The sequence below is a fragment of the Ramlibacter sp. AN1015 genome, from assembly GCF_037726105.1.
In the GTDB taxonomy this organism is placed as follows: Bacteria; Pseudomonadota; Gammaproteobacteria; order Burkholderiales; family Burkholderiaceae_C; genus Ramlibacter.
In genome coordinates this window covers 144,970-168,029 of sequence record NZ_JBBJUM010000008.1, presented here as the reverse complement: position 1 = coordinate 168,029, position 23,060 = coordinate 144,970, and the positions used below count along the sequence as shown (strand labels likewise).

General features: G+C 69.7%; 23 protein-coding genes and 1 tRNA gene. 7 read left to right on the top strand and 17 right to left on the bottom strand.

The genetic code is table 11. The annotated features are described in order from the left end of the window. Window positions 1-242 precede the first annotated feature (242 nt). The 3 genes from pcaF to WG922_RS14390 are packed head-to-tail and all read right to left on the bottom strand — an operon-like array spanning window position 243 to window position 2,841. Entirely contained in the window at window positions 243-1,451 is a 1,209-nt protein-coding gene (gene pcaF, locus WG922_RS14400) for a 3-oxoadipyl-CoA thiolase (RefSeq protein WP_340283397.1), read from the bottom strand. A 21-nt stretch (window positions 1,452-1,472) separates the two neighbouring features. After that, window positions 1,473-2,117, bottom strand: coding sequence for a 3-oxoacid CoA-transferase subunit B (locus WG922_RS14395; protein ID WP_340283396.1), 645 nt, complete (start codon window positions 2,115-2,117; stop codon window positions 1,473-1,475). 22 nt (window positions 2,118-2,139) lie between these two features. Continuing rightward, window positions 2,140-2,841 (bottom strand): 3-oxoacid CoA-transferase subunit A, encoded by a 702-nt coding sequence (locus tag WG922_RS14390; protein WP_340283395.1) that lies wholly within the window; start codon window positions 2,839-2,841, stop codon window positions 2,140-2,142. A gap of 94 nt (window positions 2,842-2,935) precedes the next feature. Between WG922_RS14390 and WG922_RS14385 the strand changes: the two genes are divergently transcribed. Beyond that, entirely contained in the window at window positions 2,936-3,385 is a 450-nt protein-coding gene (locus tag WG922_RS14385; protein ID WP_340283394.1) for a DUF1841 family protein, read from the top strand. A gap of 225 nt (window positions 3,386-3,610) precedes the next feature. Here WG922_RS14385 and WG922_RS14380 read toward each other — a convergent pair whose 3' ends face one another. Then, entirely contained in the window at window positions 3,611-4,336 is a 726-nt protein-coding gene (locus WG922_RS14380; protein ID WP_340283392.1) for a c-type cytochrome, read from the bottom strand. Between the two features lie 74 nt (window positions 4,337-4,410). On the opposite strand from WG922_RS14380, the gene WG922_RS14375 reads away from it, so the two are divergent. From WG922_RS14375 to WG922_RS14365, 3 genes are read left to right on the top strand one after another with little or no spacing between them, the layout of a single operon-like run. Next, window positions 4,411-5,253 carry an AAA family ATPase gene (locus WG922_RS14375; RefSeq protein ID WP_340283391.1) on the top strand — a complete coding sequence of 281 codons (843 nt, stop codon included), beginning with the start codon at window positions 4,411-4,413 and terminating at the stop codon, window positions 5,251-5,253. A gap of 52 nt (window positions 5,254-5,305) precedes the next feature. After that, complete coding sequence (locus tag WG922_RS14370; protein ID WP_340283390.1) at window positions 5,306-5,899, top strand: GNAT family N-acetyltransferase; 594 nt, start codon at window positions 5,306-5,308, stop codon at window positions 5,897-5,899. Between the two features lie 16 nt (window positions 5,900-5,915). After that, window positions 5,916-7,106, top strand: coding sequence for a vWA domain-containing protein (locus WG922_RS14365; RefSeq protein WP_340283389.1), 1,191 nt, complete (start codon window positions 5,916-5,918; stop codon window positions 7,104-7,106). A gap of 499 nt (window positions 7,107-7,605) precedes the next feature. Here WG922_RS14365 and WG922_RS14360 read toward each other — a convergent pair whose 3' ends face one another. Next, window positions 7,606-8,784: a hypothetical protein gene (locus WG922_RS14360; protein ID WP_340283388.1), complete on the bottom strand. Its 1,179-nt coding sequence runs from the start codon at window positions 8,782-8,784 to the stop codon at window positions 7,606-7,608. Between the two features lie 414 nt (window positions 8,785-9,198). Here WG922_RS14360 and WG922_RS14355 point away from each other — a divergent pair, with 414 nt between their 5' ends. Beyond that, a complete protein-coding gene (locus tag WG922_RS14355; protein ID WP_340283387.1) occupies window positions 9,199-9,381 on the top strand; it encodes a hypothetical protein in 183 nt (60 codons plus the stop codon). A gap of 85 nt (window positions 9,382-9,466) precedes the next feature. Here WG922_RS14355 and WG922_RS14350 read toward each other — a convergent pair. The 5 genes from WG922_RS14350 to WG922_RS14330 form a co-directional block, all read right to left on the bottom strand. Continuing rightward, window positions 9,467-9,541: transfer RNA gene (locus WG922_RS14350), tRNA-Arg, on the bottom strand. Between the two features lie 186 nt (window positions 9,542-9,727). Then, window positions 9,728-10,825, bottom strand: coding sequence for a transporter (locus WG922_RS14345; protein WP_340283386.1), 1,098 nt, complete (start codon window positions 10,823-10,825; stop codon window positions 9,728-9,730). A gap of 222 nt (window positions 10,826-11,047) precedes the next feature. After that, window positions 11,048-11,374: a BON domain-containing protein gene (locus tag WG922_RS14340; RefSeq protein ID WP_340283385.1), complete on the bottom strand. Its 327-nt coding sequence runs from the start codon at window positions 11,372-11,374 to the stop codon at window positions 11,048-11,050. Window positions 11,375-11,661: 287 nt separating this feature from the next. Then, entirely contained in the window at window positions 11,662-12,150 is a 489-nt protein-coding gene (locus WG922_RS14335) for a Mut7-C RNAse domain-containing protein (RefSeq protein ID WP_340283384.1), read from the bottom strand. Next, complete coding sequence (locus tag WG922_RS14330) at window positions 12,143-14,197, bottom strand: hybrid sensor histidine kinase/response regulator (protein WP_340283383.1); 2,055 nt, start codon at window positions 14,195-14,197, stop codon at window positions 12,143-12,145. Before WG922_RS14330 ends, WG922_RS14335 begins: the two co-directional genes overlap by 8 nt. Before the next feature lie 297 nt (window positions 14,198-14,494). On the opposite strand from WG922_RS14330, the gene WG922_RS14325 reads away from it, so the two are divergent. Next, window positions 14,495-14,722, top strand: coding sequence for a hypothetical protein (locus tag WG922_RS14325; protein WP_340283382.1), 228 nt, complete (start codon window positions 14,495-14,497; stop codon window positions 14,720-14,722). Between the two features lie 162 nt (window positions 14,723-14,884). Here WG922_RS14325 and WG922_RS14320 read toward each other — a convergent pair whose 3' ends face one another. Next, window positions 14,885-16,498, bottom strand: coding sequence for an ABC transporter permease (locus tag WG922_RS14320; RefSeq protein WP_340283381.1), 1,614 nt, complete (start codon window positions 16,496-16,498; stop codon window positions 14,885-14,887). A gap of 65 nt (window positions 16,499-16,563) precedes the next feature. On the opposite strand from WG922_RS14320, the gene WG922_RS14315 reads away from it, so the two are divergent. Next, window positions 16,564-17,721 (top strand): ABC transporter ATP-binding protein, encoded by a 1,158-nt coding sequence (locus WG922_RS14315; protein WP_340283380.1) that lies wholly within the window; start codon window positions 16,564-16,566, stop codon window positions 17,719-17,721. Window positions 17,722-17,955: 234 nt separating this feature from the next. Here the strand turns inward: WG922_RS14315 and WG922_RS14310 are convergent, their stop codons facing one another. The 6 genes from WG922_RS14310 to WG922_RS14285 form a co-directional block, all read right to left on the bottom strand. Further along, window positions 17,956-18,804 carry a lysophospholipid acyltransferase family protein gene (locus WG922_RS14310; RefSeq protein WP_340283379.1) on the bottom strand — a complete coding sequence of 283 codons (849 nt, stop codon included), beginning with the start codon at window positions 18,802-18,804 and terminating at the stop codon, window positions 17,956-17,958. A gap of 64 nt (window positions 18,805-18,868) precedes the next feature. Beyond that, on the bottom strand, window positions 18,869-20,173 hold the full coding sequence (locus WG922_RS14305) for a dihydroorotase (protein ID WP_340283378.1): 1,305 nt from the start codon (window positions 20,171-20,173) through the stop codon (window positions 18,869-18,871). A 112-nt stretch (window positions 20,174-20,285) separates the two neighbouring features. Then, the gene (locus WG922_RS14300) at window positions 20,286-21,248 is read right to left on the bottom strand and encodes an aspartate carbamoyltransferase catalytic subunit (RefSeq protein ID WP_340283377.1); all 963 of its coding nucleotides are present in this window, start codon (window positions 21,246-21,248) and stop codon (window positions 20,286-20,288) included. A gap of 2 nt (window positions 21,249-21,250) precedes the next feature. Further along, the gene (pyrR, locus tag WG922_RS14295) at window positions 21,251-21,766 is read right to left on the bottom strand and encodes a bifunctional pyr operon transcriptional regulator/uracil phosphoribosyltransferase PyrR (protein WP_340283376.1); all 516 of its coding nucleotides are present in this window, start codon (window positions 21,764-21,766) and stop codon (window positions 21,251-21,253) included. Then, complete coding sequence (ruvX, locus tag WG922_RS14290; RefSeq protein ID WP_340283488.1) at window positions 21,763-22,203, bottom strand: Holliday junction resolvase RuvX; 441 nt, start codon at window positions 22,201-22,203, stop codon at window positions 21,763-21,765. Before ruvX ends, pyrR begins: the two co-directional genes overlap by 4 nt. A 214-nt stretch (window positions 22,204-22,417) precedes the next feature. Next, window positions 22,418-23,017 carry a YqgE/AlgH family protein gene (locus WG922_RS14285; RefSeq protein ID WP_340283375.1) on the bottom strand — a complete coding sequence of 200 codons (600 nt, stop codon included), beginning with the start codon at window positions 23,015-23,017 and terminating at the stop codon, window positions 22,418-22,420. Between the last annotated feature and the right edge of the window lie 43 nt (window positions 23,018-23,060).

The following is a 23,060-nucleotide window of genomic DNA, read 5'->3' as shown; positions in this document are numbered from 1 at the left end:
CGCCGGCGCGGCCGGCAGCTGCCGGGCCGATGTCTGCACAGGTCGTTGGTGGACGGACCGTTCGTGCACGGACCGCTTCCGCACGGCCCGCATCCGGGCGGACCCTGTCTACAGCGCGTTCTTCGCCGGCAATCGCAGCGTCCGCAGCCGCGCACCGCGGGGGCGCAGCGCCGGCACACGCTCGCGATCGCGATCGTGATCGTGATCGCGAAGTCGAGCGCGAGCGACCGGGGCCCACGCGCTCAGACCCGTTCGAGCAGCAGCGCGATGCCCTGCCCCACGCCGATGCACATGGTGCACAGGGCGTAGCGGCCACCGGTGCGGTGCAGCTGGTTGACCGCGGTGGTGGCGAGGCGCGCACCCGAGGCGCCCAGCGGATGGCCCAGCGCGATGGCGCCGCCGTTCGGGTTGACGCGGGGATCGTCGTCGCGCAGACCCAGTTCGCGCAGCACCGCCAGCCCCTGGGCGGCGAAGGCTTCGTTGAGCTCGATCAGGTCGAGCTGTTCCAGGCGGATGCCGGTCTGCGCCAGCAGCTTGCGCGTGGCGGGCGCGGGGCCGATGCCCATGATGCGCGGCGCCACGCCGGCCGTGGCCATGCCGAGCACGCGCGCCCGCGGCGTCAGGCCGTGGCGCGCCGCGGCGGCTTCGCTCGCCAGGATGAGGGCGGCCGCGCCGTCGTTGACACCGCTCGCATTGCCGGCGGTGACGCTGCCGTCCGGGCGCACCACGCCCTTGAGCTTGGCGAGCGCTTCCAGGCTGGTCTCGCGTGGGTGCTCGTCGCGCTGCACGACCAGCGCCTCGCCCTTCTTCTGTGCGATGGTGACCGGCACGATCTCGGCGTCGAAGAAGCCGGCCTTCTGCGCCGCCACCGCCCGCTGCTGCGAGGCCAGCGCCATGCGGTCCTGCGCTTCGCGCTCGATCCTGAAGTCGGTGGCGACGTTCTCGGCCGTCTCGGGCATGGAGTCGATGCCGTACTGCTCCTTCATGAGCTTGTTGACGAAGCGCCAGCCGATCGTGGTGTCGTAGACGGCGTTGGCCCGGGCGAACGCGCTCTCGGCCTTGGGCATCACGAAGGGCGCACGGCTCATGCTCTCGACGCCCCCGGCGATCATCAGCTCGGCCTCGCCGGCCCGGATGGCGCGGGCAGCGGTACCGATCGCGTCGAGGCTCGAGCCGCAGAGCCGGTTGATCGTGGCGCCGGGCACCTCGATCGGCAGGCCCGCCAGCAGCGAGGCCATGCGGGCCACGTTGCGGTTGTCCTCGCCGGCCTGGTTCGCACAGCCGTACAGCACGTCGGTGACGGCCTGCCAATCGACGCGCGCATTGCGCGCCATCAGCGCCTTGAGCGGAATCGCGGCCAGGTCGTCGGTGCGCACGGCGGACAGCGCGCCGCCGTAGCGCCCGAAAGGCGTGCGGACCGCATCACAGATGAAGGCGTAGGGGGTGGTCATGAGAAGTCTCCAGGTACGGGATCAGGCGGTCGCGATGGGCAAGCCCACGAGCCGCTCGAGTTCGGCGTGCCCGAGCCCGGGCACGGTGTCGATCAGGCGCAGTCCCTCGCGCGTGCAGGCGAAGGTGGCCAGGTCGGTGTAGATGCGCTTGACGCAGGCAAGGCCGGTCAGCGGGTAGCTGCAGCGCTCGACGATCTTGCTGGCGCCCTGCTTGGTCAGCAGGTCCATCATGACCCAGGTCTGGCGGGCGCCCACGGCAAGGTCCATCGCGCCGCCGACGGCGGGAATCGCGCCGGGCTCGCCGGTGCTCCAGTTGGCGAGGTCGCCGGTGGCCGACACCTGGAACGCGCCGAGCACGCAGATGTCGAGATGGCCGCCGCGCATCATCGCGAAGCTGTCCGCGTGATGGAAGTAGGCGCCGCCCGGCAGCAGCGTCACCGGCTGCTTGCCCGCGTTGATGAGATCGAAATCCTCCGCGCCCGCTGCGGGCGCCGGACCCATGCCGAGGATGCCGTTCTCGCTTTGCAGGATGACTTCGACGCCCTCGGGCAGGTGGTTGGCCACGAGGGTCGGCATGCCGATGCCGAGGTTGACGTAGGCACCGTCGTGGATGTCGTGGGCCACCCGCCGGGCGAGCTCGTCCTTGCTGCGTTTCTGGTAGCTCATGGATGCTCCTTCTTCTGCGTGCTCAGGCGGCCGCCTTGAAGCCCCCGGCCTGCGTGGCCCGACGCTCGACGCGCACCACGCGGCTGACGAAGATGCCGGGCGTGACGATGGCCTCGGGATCGAGCTCGCCGAGCGCCACCACCTCGTGCACGCTGGCCACGGTGCGGCGCGCGGCCATTGCCATCACCGGACCGAAGTTGCGCGCGGCCTTGCGGTAGACGAGGTTGCCCCAGCGGTCGCCGACCTCGGCCTTGATGAGGGCGAGGTCGGCGTGGATCGGCTGCTCCAGCACGTACATCTGGCCTTCGATCTCGCGCGTCTCCTTGCCTTTCGCGAGGTCGGTGCCGTAGCCGGTGCGCGTGAAAAAGCCGCCGATGCCGGCACCGGCAGCGCGGATGCGCTCGGCGAGGTTGCCCTGCGGCACCAGCTCCAGCTCGACCTTGCCAGCGCGGTACAGCGCATCGAAGACATGGCTGTCCGTCTGCCGCGGGAAGCTGCAGATGACCTTGCGCACGCGACCCGCCTTGAGCAGCGCGGCCAGGCCGTGCTCGCCGTTGCCGGCGTTGTTGTTGACGAGGGTCAGGTCGCGGGCGCCGTGTTCGATGAGCCCATCGACGAGTTCGTTGGGAATGCCTGCGGTGCCGAAGCCGCCGACCATCACGGTGGCTCCATCCGGCGTGCCGGCCAGCGCCTCGGCCACGCTTGCGGCGATCTTGTCAATCACGTCCAGGCTCCATACTTCGAAACGAGGGGGTTGCGCGAAACCGCATAGCTTACGCGCTCCGGAACGCCGCGCCGCGCGTGCTACGCTGCCGCGGATGTTCACCCCTTCCCAGGAAGACGTGCGCCGCTTCTTCTGCGACGTGCACGCAAAGGCCCGGGCCGGTCAGCCGCTGGACGCGCTGCAGACGCTCGCGAGCCAGTGGCTGCTGGAGCACCCCGAATACGACCCGCACATGGCCGACGCCGAGGCCGCCGTGGCGCGCGTCTACGACGGCAGCGACGGCCAGACGAACCCGTTTTTGCACCTGGCCATGCACCTGTCCATCAGCGAGCAGTGCTCGATCGACCAGCCGCGCGGCATACGCCAGGCCGTCGAACTGCTCGCCGCGCGTCGCGGATCGCTGCACGATGCGCACCATGAGGCCATGGAGTGCCTGGGCCAGATGCTGTGGGAGAGCCAGCGCGCCGGCCGGCCGCCCGACGGACAGGCCTATATCGAATGCGTGCAGCGGCGGGCGACCGTGGGGCCGGGAGACAAGAGCTAGACGCGCGCCGTGGCAGTTGGCGCTTGGCGCGTGACGGTTGGCGGCGAGGCCGTGACCGTTAGCCTTGCCTGGTCAGGGTTTGCCGTTTTGCCGCAAGCGGCAGTCGTCTGCCGTTCGCTGGAACGCGCTCTGACTGCCGAACGAACCAAGTCAACTAACCGGGACCATCGCCCATGACCCGTCGTGCCCCATGAAAAAAGCCCGCTCGCGGCGGGCTTTTCGATGTCACTTGAAGCGACTCTGCGGCTGCACCTGCAGTTCCCCTTCCAGGGCGCCCACGTAGTCGGCGATGGCCTTGAGTTCGGCGTTGGTGAACTGCTTGGCGATGCCCGCCATGATGGCGTTGTTGCGACCCTGCACCGGGTTGTTGTCGATCTTGTAGGCCTTCAGCGCGACGTAGAGGTAGTCCTTGTGCTGGCCGGCGATCTTCGGGTAGCTGGGGTCGATGGGGTTGGAGTAGGTGGCGCCGTGGCAGGAGGCGCAAGCGGCCTTCTGCAGCAGGGCCGCGACCTGGGTGCTCGGCTCGCGACTCGGCGTGGTGCCCTCGACCTTGGCGGTGCCACGCTTTTCGTACCAGGCGGCGATCTCGTTGATCTCCTCCTCGGACAGTCCGGCGGCGATGCCGCGCATGCTGGGGTGCTTGCGGTCACCGGTCTTGTAGGCATTCAGCGCGGCGGCGATGTACCGGGCGCTCTGGCCGGAGATCATCGGGACGCGGTACACCTCGGGGAAGCTGGACTGGTAGCCCGGGATGCCGTGGCAGCCGATGCACATGGCCACCTTCGACTCGATCGCCGCGGCCGACCCGGCGGGCGCAGTGGCCTGGGCGGAGGCGGCAGGGGCCGCCGGGGCCTGGCCCTGTCCCTGGGCAGGCGCCGGGGCTTGGGCACTCGCCACGCTCGTCACGGAAGCGACAAGGACGGCAAAGAGCGAGGTGAACAACTTGGTCATTTTCCGATCACAATCGTCAAATCAACCCGCGATTATATGGCTCGGCCCTACGGGCTTCGTCGCCACCGCACCCCATGAAATTCCAAGGCTCAGAGAACTACGTCGCCACGCAAGACCTGATGCTGGCGGTGAACGCCGCCATCACCCTCAAGCGCCCGCTGCTGGTCAAGGGCGAACCGGGCACCGGCAAGACCATGCTGGCCGAGGAGGTGGCCCAGGCCGTCGGCTTGCCGCTGCTGCAGTGGCACATCAAGTCCACCACCAAGGCGCAGCAGGGGCTGTACGAATACGACGCGGTGAGCCGGCTGCGCGATTCGCAGCTGGGCGACGAGCGTGTGCGCGACATCCACAACTACATCGTCAAGGGCGTGCTCTGGCAGGCCTTCACGGCCGAACAGCCCGTGGCACTGCTGATCGACGAGATCGACAAGGCCGACATCGAATTTCCCAATGACCTGCTGCGCGAACTCGACCGCATGGAGTTCCACGTATACGAGACGCGCGAGCTGGTGAAGGCGCGCCATCGGCCGCTGGTGTTCATCACCTCCAACAACGAGAAGGAACTGCCCGATGCGTTCCTGCGCCGCTGCTTCTTCCACTACATCAAGTTCCCCGACCCCGACACCATGCGGCAGATCGTGGGCGTGCACTTCCCCGGCCTGAAGCAGGAACTGCTGGCAGCGGCGATGAAGACCTTCTACGACGTGCGCAACCTGCCGGGCCTCAAGAAAAAGCCCAGCACCTCCGAACTGCTCGACTGGCTCAAGCTGCTGGTGGCCGAAGACATTCCGCTGGCGGCGCTGCAAAGCAGGGACGACAAGGTGGCGGTGCCGCCACTGGTGGGGGCGCTGCTGAAGAACGAGCAGGACGTCACCCTCTTCGAGAAGCTGGTGTTCATGCAGCGGCACAACCGCTGAGGGCGCGTCGCACGCGACACCTGACCACGAGACACCGCCCCCGAGACACTCCATGCAGACGCCGACGCCCATCACCTTGCAGTCGCCGCGCCTGCGGCTGGAGCCGCTCACGGCGGACCACGCCGGCGCACTCGAGGCCTGCGCGCAGGACGGCCAGCTCTGGAGCATTCGCGTGACCTCGGTGCCCGCGCCGGGCGACACGGCGGCCTACATTGCAGCGGCTCTGCGCGGGCAGGCCGAAGGCCACATGCTGCCCTTCGTGGTGCGCGACGCTGCCAGCGGCGCGGTCGTCGGCACCACGCGCTTTCACGACATCGTTCCCGCCGTCGACCGCCTCGAGATCGGCTACACCTGGTACGCGCGCAGCTGGCAACGCACCCATGTGAACACCTCTGCCAAGCTGCTGTTGCTCGCGCACGCCTTCGACACGCTCGGCGCCCGCCTCGTGGGCTGGCGCACCGACAACTTCAATTTCGCGAGCCAGCGCGCCATCGAGCGGCTGGGCGCGCGAAAGGACGGCGTGCTGCGCCACCACGCGCTGCGTCGCGACGGGACGGTGCGCGACACCGTCATGTACAGCCTGTCGGCCGGCGAATGGCCGGAGGTGCGGGCCCACCTCGAACACCTGCTCGCCAGGCCGCGCTGACCGCCGGAGCCTGCCCATGCTGATCGACTTCTTCTATACGCTGCGCAGCGCCAAGCTGCCGGTCTCCGTCAAGGAATACCTCACGCTGCTCGAGGCCGTGTCCGCCGGCGTGGCTGGCCCGCGCAGCGAGGACGGCTGGTCGCTGGACGCCTTCTACTACCTCGCGCGCACGGCCCTGGTGAAGGACGAGAAGCACTACGACAAGTTCGACCGCGCCTTCTCCGCGTACTTCAAGGGAGTCGAGACCATCGCCGACTTCAGCAAGGACCTGCCGCTGGAGTGGCTGCGCAAGAACCTCGAGCTCGAGCTCAGCCCCGAGGACAAGGCCCTCATCGAGAAGATGGGCTGGGACGAGCTGATGGAGACGCTCAAGAAGCGTTTCGAGGAGCAGAAGGAGCGCCACGAGGGCGGCAGCCGCATGATCGGCACCGGCGGCACCTCGCCCTTCGGCGCCTACGGATACAACCCGCAGGGCATCCGCATCGGACAGGACAAGGGCCGCAACAAGAGCGCCGTGAAGGTGTGGGACCAGCGCGCCTACAAGGACTACGACGACAGCCAGGAGCTGGGCACGCGCAACATCAAGATCGCCTTGCGCCGCCTGCGCCGCTTCGCACGCGAGGGGGCACACGAAGAGCTCGATCTCGACGACACCATCCGCTCCACCGCCGCCAATGCCGGCTGGCTGGACCTGCGCATGGTCCCCGAGCGGCACAACAACGTGAAGGTGCTGCTGCTGATGGACGTGGGCGGCACGATGGACGAGCACATCCACCGCGTCGAGGAGATGTTCTCGGCCGCGAAATCCGAGTTCAAGCACCTCGATTTCTATTACTTCCACAACTGCGTCTACGACTTCATGTGGAAGAACAACCGCCGCCGCTTCTCCGAGAAGTTCCCCACCTGGGACGTGATCCGCAAGTACAACAAGGACTACAAGCTGATCTTCGTGGGCGACGCGACCATGAGCCCGTACGAGATCCTGCAGCCGGGCGGCAGCGTCGAATACAACAACGAAGAGCCGGGTGCCGAATGGCTCCAGCGCCTGACCAACGCTTTCCCGAAGTTTGTGTGGATCAACCCCGAACCGCAGGGCGTGTGGCAATACCGCCAGAGCATCAGCGTCATCCAGCAGCTGGTCAACCAGCGCATGTACCCGCTGACGGTGAAGGGGCTGGAAGACGCGATGCGGCTGCTGTCGAAGTGACCGCAGCGCCGCCGCTGCGGCTGCGCACGTGCCTAGGCAGGTGACCCGCGGGCTATTGAGGAAGTACGACGCGAGCGAGCACGTGCCTGACTCGAACTGGGCGAGGAATTCACGGCCAGCCCGGGCGTAGCGGTTGGGCGGCGTGGGCGCGCAATCCACGCATCAACGTTCTATTTGGACGCGCCCGGTGAGGGCTAGGAGCTCATCGTCCCCACATAGAAGCCAGCGGTAGCAGTCTCCGTCGGCAACCCCGCGCCACCCAGGCTGCACTGATTAAGCCGACACGCCGCGCCTCTGTTTCATCGAACCTCGCCGCGGGCGGCCCGCAGGCGGGCGCCCAATAGCATCGCCGTGCCTGCCGTCACCGGGACCGGTGCGCCAGCGGCCTCCGATGGCCTGAGTGCCGACGACTATGGCAACGGAGATACGTGGGCTGGGTGGGGGCTGGGTCTTCGCGCGGCACCTGCGTAAAGTTCATCTGCGCCGGCAATGCGCGCGATCACTGCAGCGCCCCGCTGCGGAAGTGGCGGGCGAAAATCCCGGAATCGTCGGCGTCGCGGCCGACCCACGTGATGACGAAGCCCTCGCCGACGCTGCGGGCCACGGGCATCGACTCGGGCGCCGAGCCGGCATCTACGCGATTCGGGGCGCCAATGTGGTTGCCCTGCGCATCGAACCTGCGTGCGTAGACGAATTCGCCGGGGCGCTGGCGGTCGGGCGTGTCCCAGGCGACGACGAAGCCCCCATCAGCCGTACCGGTCACCGTCGCGTTCTTCTGCCAGGGGAACGGGCATGGGTGGACGCCGCCTCTGTCGGCAAAAGTACAGGACGTGCCGAGCGCGGCCACATCCGCCTCGTCGTCTATGCGGATGCGCGAGCCGATGGGTGTGCCGTCCCGCCCAAAGCGCTGCGCGAACGCGGCCTGGTTGGCGGTGCCTTCGAGCAGGTCCGTGCCCGTGATGACGAAGGACCCGTCACGCAGGGCCGCGGACTGGTAGGCCGAGGCGCCGAAGGTGCCTGAAACCGATCCCCCGACGTGGGTGACAGGGTCCAGCGTGCCGTCGGCCGCCATGAACCGGAAGAACAGGCCCACTCCGCCTCCACGAGCCGCATCGCTGCGCGCCCAGGACACGAGTCGTCCGCCGTCGGCCAACACCGTCGCGAAAGCCGAGGTCTGCAACACCGCGCCGCTGTCCACCAGCTGCCTGTCGCGCAACACGTCGTCCGCCTCGAACCGGTCAAGCACGAGCTCCACGCCGCTGTTGTCCGGGTTGGGCGACCCTTGCAGCAGGCGGCCGTAGCCGCCGCCGGCGAGGCTCACCAGCTCATAGGTCCGGAAGAACGTCACCGCGTCCTGCCGCACGGCCGACAGGCTTCCGTCCGCCCGGACATGGCGGATGGCCACCGCCCACTGGTCGAACTCCGGTGAGCGCGACTGCCACGTCACAGCGAAGCCGCCGCCCTCCAGCCCCACCACCTTGGCGACGCCGACTACGCGATCGGGCGACGGCTCGTCGATGCGAATCTCGGCGCCGATGGCAGAGCCGTCGGCGGCGAACTGGCGCGCGAAGATGCCGTTGCCCTGCGCGTCGTCCCTGTGCCACGCCACGACAAAACCACCGTCCGCGAGCGCGGCGAGTGCGGGCGCCTGCTGCGCGCCGGCGGAAGAGGTGTTCACCTGGGATGCGGCGGGTGCGGGTGCGGGTGCGGGTGCGGGTGCGGGTGCGGGTGCGGGCGCGGGCGCGGGTGCGGGTGCGGGTGCGGGTGCGGGTGCGGGTGCGGGTGCGGGTGCGGGTGCGGGTGCCGGCGCGGGTGCGGGTGCCGGCGCGGGTGCGGGTGCGGGTGTCGTGCCGATGCCCGATGCATCCGAACTCGTACTGCTGTCCGAACCTCCGCCGCCGCAGGCCGCAAGGCCCACCAAGGTCGTGAGGACGCCCCAGCGCGCCATACGGCGCGCCGACTCGGATGCGGTGTGTGCCACGGCGGATACTCCTCGCCAGTGCAATGCATGCACTGTAGGAGCCCGCAAACCGGCCGTGTAACACCCATGCGGAGAACACGTGTAGGCAGGCTCAGCTATGCCGCAGGATTCATGAGGGAATCCGGCCGCTCTCTAGATGCGGATGATGCGCGAGGAACCTGGGATGCGGAGCAGGCGTTCCAGAGCTATGCACTGCTGCGCCTGAAGCCGTGGCCGGACATCTGCCAGGAGTTCCTGCCGATGAAACTGGACCCCCCGCAGCTTCTGTGGCCGGGCTGGAACGCGACCAGGTAGACCAGCTGCTGCGCCGCACGCTGGAGAAGCTGGTGCCCGGGCATGCAGCCGCCCGAAAGAGAAACCGACGGAATCAATCGCGTAATGGCGCCCCCGGCAGGAATCGAACCTGCATCTAGCGCTTAGGAGGCGCTCGTTCTATCCATTGAACTACGGCGGCGGGGACACGCATTCTAGAAGGTGCGCACCGGCACTCGGGCTGCAGCGGTAGGCGGCGCGCGCGTAGATGGACGGGTGGCGACGCTGCTGCGGCCCTCGCTTGCGTGGGAATCAACGCGGCCCCCTGCCTCGTCACGGCATCGCTTCGGCACCGCCCGAATACCACAGGCGGAACGCCGGTCCCATCTCAGAACCCGCTGATCAGCCGCAGCTGCAGGAAGCTGCCGTGCCGCGCGTTCCGTGAAGCCACGGTGGACGCGTACTGGACGGTGAAGGCGCCGTCGATGACGGCTACCGGCACGGTGTAGAAAAGTCCTGCCGTGGTCGATCGGAAGCGGTTCGCGCCGAAGCGCCCGCCGCTGTCGTCCTGCACCTGCTGCAGCCGCACCGCCTGCACGCCGAGCACTCCGATGGGCGAACGCCAGCCGGCGGCGCCCTCCAGCCCGACCCAGTTGCCGCTGCGCACGCCGCTGTCGTCGTTGCGGCTGTTGATGCCCGCCAGCAGCTTGGCGGCGATGTCCACGGCCGCCGAGGCGTGCCAGGTGGCCTGCACCGAGGGCCGCAAGGTCGTGAAGTCACCCAGGCTGATGTCCGGCCCCGCGGCGGCGTCGTACTTGCCGGTGGGCAGCACGAGCGCCGCGCCGGTCGCGATGCGCAGCCGGTCGCCGGTGCGCACCCACATCGTCTGCAGCTCCAGGTCGCCGAAGCCGGTCGCCTCACCCGTTTCGGCCGCGCCGGCCGCCTCCAGGGCGGCTGCGTAGCTCGCGTTGAAGCGTGCGCCGGCGGCTGCGCGCGCGGGTGCCGGCACCGCGGCCTGCCACTGCACGGGCGGAGCTCCGTTACTGAGCCGATACACCTGATCGCGTACGCCCCACGGCAGGTTCACGCCCAGCAGCCAGCGTCCGCTCTCGGGTGGCGCCGCGGTGAGATAGCCCAGCATCAGGTTCCACTGGCGCAGCCGGCCCGTGGCGTGGACCTGCGCAGTGGTAGGACCGTAGGTTCCATAGAGTGCCGGCGGTGCCGGCGCCGGCAGGGGTACCGTGCCGCCCGGAACCGCCAGGGTGAGCGGGTCGCCGCCCGGCCCGGTGATCTTGCGGATGTCGGCGTGGGAAAAGGTCAGTCCTCCTACCCAGCCCGGTCGGGCCACGGGTCGGAACATCTCGATGGCCAGAGTGCCCGCCAGGTTGTAGCGGACCTGGAACCCTTCGGCCGCCTTGCCGGGCGGCGCGGCGAGACCGAGGAGGACTGCGGCGGTCAGGCCGAGGGCATTCACGGAACAGCGCATGGGGACCCTCCCGGAGTGGCGGGCGGCCGGCAGCCTGGATACCCGGTGCCTGGCCAGGAACCATGCTACTCCTGCTCTTCTGCAAGCGCGAGAGGAAACACGCGGCATCGCCCCCGGTGCGGGCGTGCGGGGCGATAGGCGCAAGCCGAGGTGACTGCCCCCAGCGCCGGCACGCGCACGGCTTGCTGTTCGATTGCGCCGGGCGGCACCGGCAGCGGGCACTCAGCCGGTGATGATCAACTGGTTATCGACCGAACGGACGCCGTCCATGCGCCGCGCGAGGTCCTCGGCCTTTCGCCGAAGCGCCATGTTCTTGACTTCGCCCTTGAGGCGGACCGCACCGCGCTGCGAGTCCACGTTGATCTTCGTGGCGGCGAGGTCCGGATCGGCGGCGAGCGCGGCCTTCATGCGGGTCACGATGGCCACGTCGTCCACGGCCTGGCCGATGGTGCGATCCGCCTGCGGCTGCGAGCCGCCGCCGGTGTTGGCGCAGCCCGCAAGGCCGGCCAGGCCCAGTACGACCAGGGACACGCTGACGAGTTGCTTCATGACTATCTCTCCAGTCTGTTGTTCGATGCCGCCACCCTATATGCGCGGGTGGGCGCCGTGGGTGCGGCAGGGCCACCGTCCCGATCAAGGCGGCGTCCGACAGCTGTAGGAGCGCCCCCTCGCGGCGGTCGTCCGCAGGAGCTCAGGTGCCCATCAATTTGGTGGCGTCCAATCGCGCCCGCCGTGCACCTCGTCCTCGTCTTCATGCCCGTCTCCCGGCTGCGGCGAAGCAGGCGAGATGGGCGCCCAGCGCGTGCCTGATCCATGCGGCGAAGTACAGCCTGCTCTTACTCCAGCCATCCCGGCAGGGCCGCATCGAGCGCTGCGCGCATGCGCCGCACATGCGAGCCGTTCCAGTAGACGCGCCCGCAGTCGCCGCAGCGGCGAACCGGCGGCGGCGGCTGCTGCAAGCCGGGTGGCAAAAGCGGCCGCACGTCCTCGGCGGCAAGCGGTTGGGACAAGGCTGCGTTGCACACCATGCAGCGCGTGAACATGCGCTCATGCGGTGACGGCAACTCCAGCGCGCGTACCACCTGCCGTAGCTGGGCGAGAGGCGCGTCTTCTCGCAACTCCAGGGCCCGCGCCGGCCGCAGGTCACGAAGCAAGCGGCGGTCGCGCGTCAGCAGCACCCGCTCCTCGCGCTCGGCGCACACGACCAGCTCGGCATCATGTACCGCTACATCGAGCGTGGTGTCATAACCCAGCACGCGCAGCCAGCGCGCCAGGCGCCCGAGCATCGCATCGGCCGCGAAGCGCGGCACCACCAGCTCACGCACCGTGCTCCGCCCTCGCCAGCACCTGCGCCATCTGCTCCGGGTCCAGCGGCTTGACGATGTGGTGGTCGAAGCCGGCCTGCTGCGCCTGCGCGACGTCCTGAGGCTGCCCGTAACCGGTCAGTGCCACCAGCGTCGCGTCGTGCGATCCGGGCTGGCTGCGCAGCCGCCGCGCCAGCTCGTAGCCGTCCATGCCCGGCAGCCCGATGTCGAGCACGTAGATCTGCGCGGGCTGCTGCGCATTGCGCTCCAGTGCGCGCAGCGGGTCGGTTTCGACCACGACGCTGTGGCCCTGCGCCTCGAACCACGCTCCCAGCGAACGAGCCGCGTCGAGGTTGTCATCGACCACCATCACCCGCAGGCTGCGGCGGGCGCGATGCGGCTGCTTGCGCGAGGAGCCGCCCGCGGCCGCACCGGCCTGCGCCAGCGGCAGCATCACCTGGAATTCGCTGCCGCGCCCCGGTCCCTCGCTGCGCGCCTGCACGCTGCCTCCGTGCAGCTCGACCAGGCTTTTGACCAGGGCCAGCCCGAGCCCGAGCCCGCCCTCGCGACGGTCGGCCGTCCGGGCGCCTTGCGCGAACAGGTCGAAGACGCGCGGCAGCAGTTCGGGCTCGATGCCGGAGCCGGTGTCGGACACCCGCAGCACCGCCATCTGCTTCTGCTGCGGGGGCTGCCGGTGCGAAGGCGGCACCTCCACGGCAATGGTGATCAGGCCGTCGGAGGGGGTGTAGCGCGCTGCGTTGTTCAGCAGGTTCACCAGCACCTGGATCAAGCGCGTGCGGTCGCCCTGCACCAGCACCGCGCGCGCATCCAGGTGCAGGGCGACGCGATGGCCATGCTCGTCCATCGTGGGCCACACCTGCTCCAGCGCTTCGTGCACCACGGAGTTGAGATCGACGAGCTGGTGCTCCAGGCTGATGGTGCCGCGCGTAACACGCGAGACATCGAGCAGGTCCTTGAGCAGCGCCCCCATGTGGCGCACCTGCCGCGTGATCAGCTCGGCGCTCTGACACACCCGATCGGCCTGCTCCGGCACCAGCGTGAGCGTATGGGCCGCCGTGGCGATCGGCGCAAGCGGGCTGCGCAGTTCGTGGGCGAGCATGGCGAGGAATTCGTCCTTGCGCTGGTCGGCGTTGCGCAGGCGTTCCTCGAGCTGCTTTTGCCGGTCGATGTCGGTGCAGGTCCCCAGCCAGCGCTGCACCGTCGCACTGCCGTTGTGCACGGGAAGTGCCCGCGCGAGCACCCATCGGTACTCGCCCTCGCAGTGCCGCAGACGGCACTCGGCCTCGAAGGGCGCGCCGTGTTCGATGCTGGCGAGCCAGCGCTCGACCAGCATCCGGCGGTCTTCGGGATGCACCGGCGCCTTCCATTCCTCGCCCAGTCCGCTGCCCTCTGCTGTGCCGACGAACTCGTGCCAGCGCGCGTTGTAGAAATCGACCAGCCCGTCGGGGCCGGCCGACCACACCATCTGCGGCAGGCCATTGGCGATCACTCTGAAGCGCTCCTCGCGCTCCTGCAGCAGCGCCTGCGAACGCAGCAGCGCGTCGAACTCCTGCTGCTGTTCACGCAGCAGCAGCACCTGCACCACGGCCTGGGCCAAGCCCACAAGCAGCGCCCGTGCCGGCTCACCCAGCTGCCCCGGTTCACGCCCCACCACGAACAGCGTTCCAACGCGCTCGCCCTGCGGCATCTCCAGCACGCAGGATGCGTAGTGCACGACGAGGCCGTTGAGCACGAGCGGGTTGTCCCTGAAGCGCGGGTCCTGCCGAGCGTCCCCGACTTCCATCAGGAGCCCGGGAGCGCCGATCGCGTGGGCGCAAAAGGAAATGTCGCGTGGCAACTCGCCGCCTTGCGGCAGGCCAACGGCTGACTTCCACCACTCACGCCGGCCGTCCACGAGGGAGATTGCAGAGATCGGCAGCCCTGTAGCGCTGGTGGCCAGCGCCGTGAAAGCGTCCAGGACGGCCTCGGCCTGGGTGTCCAGCACATGCAGCCGCATCAGCCGCTGCAGGCGTTCCTCCTCGTTCTGCGGAACGGGCGGCAGGGTCACGGCATGGTCACGGAGCCTAGGGAAAATCAACATAGCACGGGCGCGGCGGCCGCCGTGTGTTCATGTGTTCCTGCGGCCGTCGCAGCACGTTCGCGCGCTCTCCCGGGGCAGGCGACGCCTGCTCTTCCATCGAATCGCAGCACCTTCGCGGGCGCGCCAGGCCTATCGAATTTGTCCTACATACACATGAACCGCCGTCGCTACCCTATGCCGATCGAACTACACAGGTAGTCGCTGCCGGACCGCTGGTCCGGTTCTTGCACGTACAACGACTAGAGCACAGAGAGAGGAACCCCCATGACATCCGCCGAATACCGCATCGAGAGCAATCAGCCACTCGCGGGCCGCCTGCTCCCCATGGGGGGCCGCCAGGTGCTGGTGGGGGACCGCGGTCTGGCCATCTCGCTGGCCGCGAAGAACTTCGCGCCCGGCACCGGCCACGAGATCCGCGTCGTGCATGTGCCCACTGGCGAAATCGTCTTTCGCAAGAAAGAAGACCGCGAGGCGCTGCTCGAAGACTTCTGAGCTACGGCGCCGTCGTTCTGGCGTCCTGCGCAAGTACCGACTCCTGCCGCGCGCGAACGTCGCAGACGCGGCGCCGCTCGCGCGGTGCCGAATTCGCAGACGGGCGATCCTCCGTCGATCGCCATCCGGGCGCCGGCGCGCTCCCTCTAGCAAACCCAGCTGTTAACGCCTGTCTCGTAACGTTCTGCTCAACAGGACAACCGGCAGCAAGCCGACCAGCACGAGAGCAAGCGAGGGCAGCGCGGCCTCGCCCAGACGCTCGTCCCGCGCCAGCTGATACGCCACCACGGCCAGCGTGTCGGTGTTGAACGGCCGCAGCACCATCGTGGCCGGCAACTCCTTCATCACATCGACGAACACCAGCAGCGCGGCCGCCGCGGCGGGCCGCCGCAGCAGCGGCCAGTGCACGCGCGCGAGCAGGCCCATGCCCGAGGTGCCCAGCATCCGCGCCGAGTCGTCGAGGCTCGCCGGCACGCGCGCATAGCCGCTTTGCACCGACTGCAGCGCCACCGACATGAAGCGCACCAGATAGGCCCACACCACGCCCAGAACGGTGCCGGTGACCCAATACGAGCTCGGCAACTGAGGCGCTGCCTGCTGCAGCCAGCCCACGGGCAGCAGCAGCCCGACCACGATGACCGCGCCCGGCACCGCATAGCCCAGTCCCGCAAGCTGCACCACGGTGCGCGTCACGGCGTCGGGTCGCTGACGCAGCCGGAACGACAGCAGCAGCGCGATCACGACCGCCAGCGCGGCGCTCAGCACGCCCAGGCGCACGCTGTTGAAGGCCCACTGCACGAAGCGGTCCCAGGGCAGCACCGACCAGTCGGCCGCCAGCGGCCGGACCATGAATGCGATCGGCAGCACGAAGCCGGCCAGCACCGGCAGGGCGCACAGCGCGAAAGCCCCGGCCGCGGCGCCGCCGCGCAGGACCACTGGCTGGGCGTCGAGGCCGCCGGCTCGGCCGCCCCGGGTCGTGGCGAAGCGCAGCCGCCGCTGCGCCTTCCATTCGAGCAACAGCAGCAGCGCCACCACCACCAGCAGGCTGGTGGCCAGCTGGGCAGCGGCGATGCGGTTGTCCATGGCCAGCCAGGCCTTGTAGATGCCGACGCTGAAGGTCTGGATGCCAAAGTAGCTCGAGACGCCGAAATCGGCCAGCGTCTCCATGAGCGCGAGGGCGATGCCGGCGGCGACCGCCGGCCGCGCCAGCGGCAGCGCCACGGTGCGCATGCGCCGCCCGAGCGGCGCACCCAGCAGGCGTGCCGCTTCCATCAGGTGCACCGCGCGCTCTGCCAACGCCGCCCGCGCGAGCAGATAGACGTAGGGGTAGAGCGAGAAAACGAAAACCCAGGCGGCCCCGGGCAAACTGCGCACCTCAGGGAAGACGCGCCCTTCCCGGCCGAAGGCCGCCCGCAGCCCGCTCTGCAGTGGCCCGCTGAACTGGAGGAAGTCGGTGTACGCGTACGCCACCACGTAGGCAGGGATGGCCAGCGGCAGCAGCAACGCCCACTCGAGCGTGCGGCGGCCCGGGAAGTCGAACATCGTCACCGCAGCGGCGCACGCGGTGCCCACCAGCCCCACGCCGAGCGCCACGGCAAGGCACAGCACGAGGCTGGTCAGCGCATAGCCCCCCAGCACCGTGCCCGCCATCTCGCGCAGGATGTCGGCGCTGGCCGCGTCCCACTGCAGCCAGGCGGCGAGCACGCCGCCGACCGGCACGACGATCACCAGGCCCAGCAGCAGCAGCAGGAGGTCGGCAAGGCGCGGGGTGCGCATGTAAGGTGGTGTGGGCGCAGCGGCCTGATGATGCAAATGAGAATTGTAAGCATCTAGAATGGGGCATGCACCTCGAGTTGTCGCAGTTGTCCGTGCACTACGCGGGCCGTCCCCGCCCTGCGGTCGAGGACGTCTCCTTCGGGCTGCCGGCCGGTGGGATCGGCGTGCTGATCGGCCCCTCGGGCTGCGGCAAGACGACGCTGCTGCGGGCCGTGGCGGGGCTGGAGCGTGCGAGCGCCGGCGAGATCCGCATTTCTGGCCGGGTGGTCGGCGGTGCGGGTACCCACATGCCCCCCGAAGCGCGGCGCATCGGCATGGTGTTCCAGGACTACGCCCTCTTTCCGCATCTCGACGTCGGCCGCAACGTGGGCTTCGGCCTCGACCGCATGGCACGCACCGATCGCGCGCAGCGGGTCTCCGAGGTGCTTGCGCTGGTGGGCCTGCCGGGCTTCGAGCGCCGCATGCCGCACGAGCTGTCGGGCGGGCAGCAGCAGCGGGTCGCGCTGGCCCGTGCGCTCGCGCCCAGGCCGCAGCTGCTGCTGCTGGACGAGCCGTTCTCCAACCTCGACGTCGATCTGCGCGAGCGGCTGGCGCACGAGATCCGCGCCATCCTGAAGGCAGCCGGCGCGACCGCGCTGTTCGTCACGCACGACCAGATGGAGGCCTTTGCCATCGCCGATGCCATCGGGGTGATGCACGAGGGCCGGCTGCACCAGTGGGACGACGCCTATTCGCTCTACCACCGGCCGGCGACCCGGTTCGTGGCCGACTTCATCGGGCACGGCGTCTTCACCCCGGCGACCATCCGCCACGTCGCGGGCAAGGTGGTGGTGGACACGCCGCTCGGGTTGCTGGAGGACGTCGCCGAATGCCCCCTGCCCTGCGCCTACGAGGGCGGCGACTGCGACGTGCTGCTGCGGGCCGACGACATCCTGCACGACGACGATGCACCGGTGAAGGCGCAAATCGTGCGCAAGGCCTTCCGGGGCTCCGAGTTCCTCTACACGCTGCGGCTGGCCGGCGGCCAGACCGTGCTGGCGCACGTGCCCAGCCACCACGACCACAAGCTCGGCGAGTGGATCGGCATTCGTGCCCAGGTGGACCACGTGGTCACCTTCGACCGCTCCTGCCCGGCACGCGGGCGGGCGCTCTGCCAGATGGAGTGCACCGCGTCCGGCGGGGACTGCGAGCCGGCCCTCGCACCGCCGACGCAGCTGGTCTGACGGCCGGCGCGGCGCAGGCGCACGCCCGGGCATACCGCAGGCGGCCGGTGCACGCGCAAACATCAGCAGTGGTGCGGGCAGGCGGCCGCGTGCCTGGCGGACCCGAGGCTGCCCCGGACCGCACGATCGGCAGCGCCTGCGCCGCGTGCACCCGGTCAGCTCGAACACCTCGGCGCCGCGAAAGCAGCGCCAGCAGCACCTGCAGCACCAGGGTGACTGCCAACCGTACACGGGTCAGCTCGGCGGCACCGCTGCGCGCGGGTCACGCTGCGATCCGCCGACCGCGCTGCCCGCTGCGCTGTCCTGCGCACGCTCGGCCGCGCCATCCGCCATGCCGCCAGGTTCACCGTCCAGCGCCCGCAGCTGCGCCACCTGCTCGCGCAGCTGCTGCGCCCAGGCACGGCGATTACGGCCAGCACAGTGCTCGGGCTCGCCGAAACACACCACCGCATCGAAGGGCGCGCCCGCCAGCGTCCGCCACAGCGATCCCACCAGCGTGTCGTCTCCGATGTAGGCGGCCGTTCGCGAAGGCGCGCCTGTCGCTGCGTCGCGGAATGCGAGTGCCACCGGCTGCACCGGCGCGCCCGCCGTGATGGCGGCCTGCAGCAAGTTGGCATGGAACGGCAGCAGCTGCGAGCCATCGCTCGTGGTGCCCTCGGGGAAGATGGCCAGCACGTCGCCCGCGCGCAGCGCCTGGGCCATGTGGTGCGCCACCCGCATGGCGTCCCGGCGCGATTCCCGCTCGATGTACAGGGTGCCCGCGCCGGTGGCCAGGCGGCCGACCAGCGGCCAGCGGCGCACGTCGGACTTCGACACGAAGCGGCAGTAGTGCGCCGCATGCAGCACCAGGATGTCGAGCCACGAGATGTGGTTGGCCACGATCAGCACCGGGCCGGCGGCCGCCGTGCCGCGCACCTGCAGCCCGACGCCCATCACCCGCAGCATCTGCCGGGCCCACGCCTGGACGCGCTGCTGCCGCTGTTGCGCGTCAAGGCGGGGAAAAATGAACACGATGGTGGCCAGGCCCGCCAGGGCGTGCCACAACGCAGCCACGAGCCTGCCGAAGGCGAGCAGCACGCGCATCAGCACTCCCGATGCCGAAGGCAGCGTCCGGCCCCGGCGGGCCGCATCCGAGCGCGCGACGTCCTCACCCGCGATCCCGGGCCTCGTACGCCACCTGCCCGCCCACCAGGGTCCAGCGCACCCGGCCGGGAAGCTCGTAGCCGGAGAAAGGCGTATGGCGCCCCTGGCTGCGCAGGGCGTCGCGTCCGACCGTCCAGGCGGCCTGCGTATCGAGCACGCAGACGTCGGCCACGCCACCCTCGACCAGCTGACCGCAGCTTGCCTGCAGCGTGCCGAGCGCCGCCCCCAGCACGCGGGCCGGCTCGGCACTCACGACCCCGAGCGCGCGGGTGAGGCCGACCCCGCTCTCCTGGCCCCATTTCAAGGCCAGGCTCAGCAGAAGCTCCAGCCCGGTGGCACCCGGTTCGGCTTCGGCGAACGGCAGGGTCTTGGCGTCTTCATCGACCGGGGTGTGGTCGGACACCAGCGCGTCCACGGTACCGTCGGCCAGCGCCTCGCGCAGCGCGTCGCGGTCGCGCTGCTGGCGCAGCGGCGGATTGAGCCGGGCGCGGCTGTCGAAGAAGCCGATGTCGGTGTCGATCAGGTGCAGCGAGTTGATGCTCACGTCGCAGCTGACCGGCAGGCCCTGCGCCTTGGCCTGGCGCACCAGTTCGACGCCGGCGGCGCTGCTGATGCGGCACAGGTGCACCCGCGCGTTGGTCGTCTTCATCAGCTCGAAGATGGTGTGCAGCGCGATGGTCTCGGCTGCCACGGGCACCCCGGCCAGTCCCAGCCGGGTGGCCAGCGGACCGCTCGCCGCAACGCCCTTGCCCAGGTGCAGCTCCTGCGGCCGCAGCCAGACCGTGTAGCCGAAGGTCGCGGCGTATTGCAGCGCCCGTTGCAGCACCTGCGTGTTGGCCAGTGGCACCTCGGCCTGGCTGAAGCCTACGCAGCCGGCTTCGGTGAGCTCGGCCATCTCGGTGAGCACCTCGCCCGCCAGAGCGCGCGTGAGCGCCCCGAGCGGAAACACCCGCGCCTGGTGCAGCTTTTCGGCGCGCATCTTGAGCATCTCGACCAGCCCCGGCTCGTCGAGCACCGGATCGGTGTCGGGCGGACAGACCAGGCTGGTGATACCACCGGCGACCGCCGCGGCCATCTCGCTCTCGAGCATGCCCTCGTGCTCGTGCCCGGGCTCGCGCAGTCGCACGGCCAGATCGACCAGCCCCGGCGCCACGATGCAGCCGCTGGCATCGATCACCTTGGCCGGGGTGAAGCCCTCGGGCACGTTGCGGATGGAGACGATGCGCCCGGCGGCGATGGCCAGGTTGCAGGTCTCGTCGAAATTGCGGGCCGGGTCGATGACGCGCCCGTTCTTGATCAGGATCTTCATGCCCAAATGCTTCCGGGTGGCTGGATAGGTTGCCGCCGAAGTTGCCGGACGCCGCGGCGCGCCTGTCCGGGCGGAACGCGGCCGATGCGGGGCGATGCGTGAGTGCGCATGTTCATGCCTCGTTTCCGGCAACGATGCTCATGACCGCCATGCGCACCGCGATGCCGAAGGTGACCTGCGGCAGGATCACGCTCTGGCGGCCATCGACGACGGCCGAGTGGATCTCCACGCCGCGATTGATCGGTCCCGGGTGCATGACGATCGCGTCGGGCTTGGCGAGCTGCAGCTTCTCGGGCGTGAGCCCGAAGCTCTTGAAGAACTCCTGCGAGCTGGGCAGGAGCGCTCCGGACATGCGCTCGTTCTGCAGGCGCAGCATGATCACGACATCGCAGCCGCGGATGCCCTCCTCCAGGTTGTGGAAGACCCGCACCCCCATCTGGCTCATGTCAGAGGGCACCAGCGTGCGCGGGCCGACCACGCGCACCTCGGCGCAGCCGAGCGTGGTGAGGGCATGGATGTCCGAGCGGGCCACGCGCGAGTGCAGCACGTCGCCCACGATGGCCACGGTGAGGTTGGAGAAGTCGCGCTTGTAGTGCCGGATGGTGTACATGTCCAGCAGCCCCTGCGTGGGGTGCGCGTGCCGGCCGTCACCTGCATTGATCACGTGCACGTGCGGCGCGACATGCTGGGCGATCAGGTAGGGCGCGCCCGACTCGCTGTGGCGCACCACGAACATGTCGGCGGCCATGGCCGAGAGGTTGGCGATGGTGTCGAGCAGCGACTCGCCCTTGGCGGCCGACGAGCGCGCGATGTCCAGGTTGATCACGTCGGCCGACAGGCGGGTGGCTGCGATCTCGAAGGTCGTGCGCGTGCGCGTGCTGTTCTCGAAGAAGAGGTTGAAGACGCTCTTGCCGCGCAGCAGCGGCACCTTCTTGACCTCGCGGTCGCTCACGCTCACGAACTGCGCCGCGGTGTCGAGGATCTGCGTGATGATCTCGCGCGGCAGCCCTTCGGTGGAAAGCAGGTGGATCAGCTCGCCGTGCGCGTTGAGCTGCGGGTTGTGGCGGTGTCGCATGCTCAGGCGCCCTCCACCTGGAAGCGCAGGCGTTGCTGCTCGTCGCGTGCGAGGGCCAGCGACTGCGTCTGCGGCAGCGAGATGCGGGCGGCGGCGAAATCCGCCTGCACCGGCAGCTCGCGCCCGCCCCGATCCACCAGCACCGCCAACTGCACGCTGGCAGGGCGGCCGTAGTCGAACAGTTCGTTGAGCACCGCGCGGATCGTGCGTCCGGTGTAGAGCACGTCGTCGAGTAGGACGATGCGCGCGTCGTTCACGTCGAAGGGCAGCTGGGTCTGCTGCCCTGAGCCCCCCATGCCACGCCGCGCGAAGTCGTCGCGGTGCATCGCCGAGGAGATCACGCCGGGCTTGCCGGGCAGGCCGAGGTCCTGCTGCAGCCGTTCGGCCAGCCAGGCTCCGCCGGACGTGACGCCCACCAGCCGCGCATCGCCGGCAAGCAGTCCGCGCACGCCGCGCAGCAGCTCGCGGTAGAGGGCCTCCGCGTCGAGCAGCAGGGCGCCCGCGCCAGGTTCGGTCATTCGATACTCCTCAGGAACTGTTCAAGGATCACGCACGCGGCGCCGGCGTCGGCGTCGGCCGCGCCGCCGGAGCGCGCTTCGGTCGTGCTGTAGCGCTCATCGACCTCGTACACCGCCAGCCCGAGGCGCGCGCGCAGCTGGCGCGCGAAGCGGCGCGCGCGCGCGGTATTTTCGTGGCTCGCCCCATCGGGGTGGAAGGGCACGCCCACCACCAGCGCATCGGGCTGCCACTCGCGCACCCGCGCCTCGGCCTCCACCAGCCGCGCCGCACCCTCCGCGCGGATGGTGCGCTGCGCAGTGGCGGTGCCGAGCAGCCGGTTGCCGACGGCGACGCCGGTGCGCCTGAGGCCGAAATCGAATGCCAGGAAGCTGCGGTGCTGCGCCGGCACGGCCGCCGGCGCAGCTGCCGAAGCGGGCGCGGAGGTGTCGGCAGGCACGTCCGGGGGCGGCGCGTTGGCGCCGCTCACGATGCGGCCCCTGCGCTGCGCACTGCGGCGCTGTTCGCCTCGGGAGCGGCCCGTCGGCTCACCGGGAATGCCTGCGTGCTGCGCACTGCGGCGCTGTTCGCCTCGGGAGCGGCCCGTCGGCTCACCAGGAATGCCTGCGTGCTGCGCACTGCGGCGCTGTTCGCCTCGGGAGCGGCCCGTCGGCTCACGCGTGCCCCGCGTCCCGCGACAGCATCCAGCTTTGCAGGCCCAGCAGACCGAGCGCCCGCTCATAGCGCTCTTCCACCGGCGTGTCGAAGATGACCGCAGCATCGGCTCCAACGGTGAGCCAGCTGTTTTCGGCCAACTCCGACTCCAGCTGGCCTTCGCCCCACTGCGAATACCCTAGCGAGACCAGCACCTTGCGTGGACCGGCGCCGGTGGACAGGGCTTCCAGAACGTCCTTGGAGGTGGTCATCTCCAGCCCGCCCGGGATGGTCATGGTGGAGGCGTAGACGGTTTCCTCGGGCGGCGCGTCCTGGGCGACCACGGCCTCGTGCAGCACGAAGCCGCGCTCGGTGGCAATCGGTCCGCCCTGGAACACCGGCGCACCCATCAGGTCTTCGCGTCCCAGCGGCAGCTCGACCTTGTCGAACAGGTGCTTGAGGTTGATATCGCTGGGCTTGTTGATGACGATGCCCAGCGCACCGCGGGCGCTGTGCTCGCACAGATAGATGACGCTGCGGGCGAAGCGTTCGTCCTCGAGGCCCGGCATCGCAATCAGGAAGTGATGCGTGAGATTGATGGCGTCTGCATCGGCGGGCATGATGCGGATTTTACGCACCGACCCGCCAATGAGCCCGCCCCTG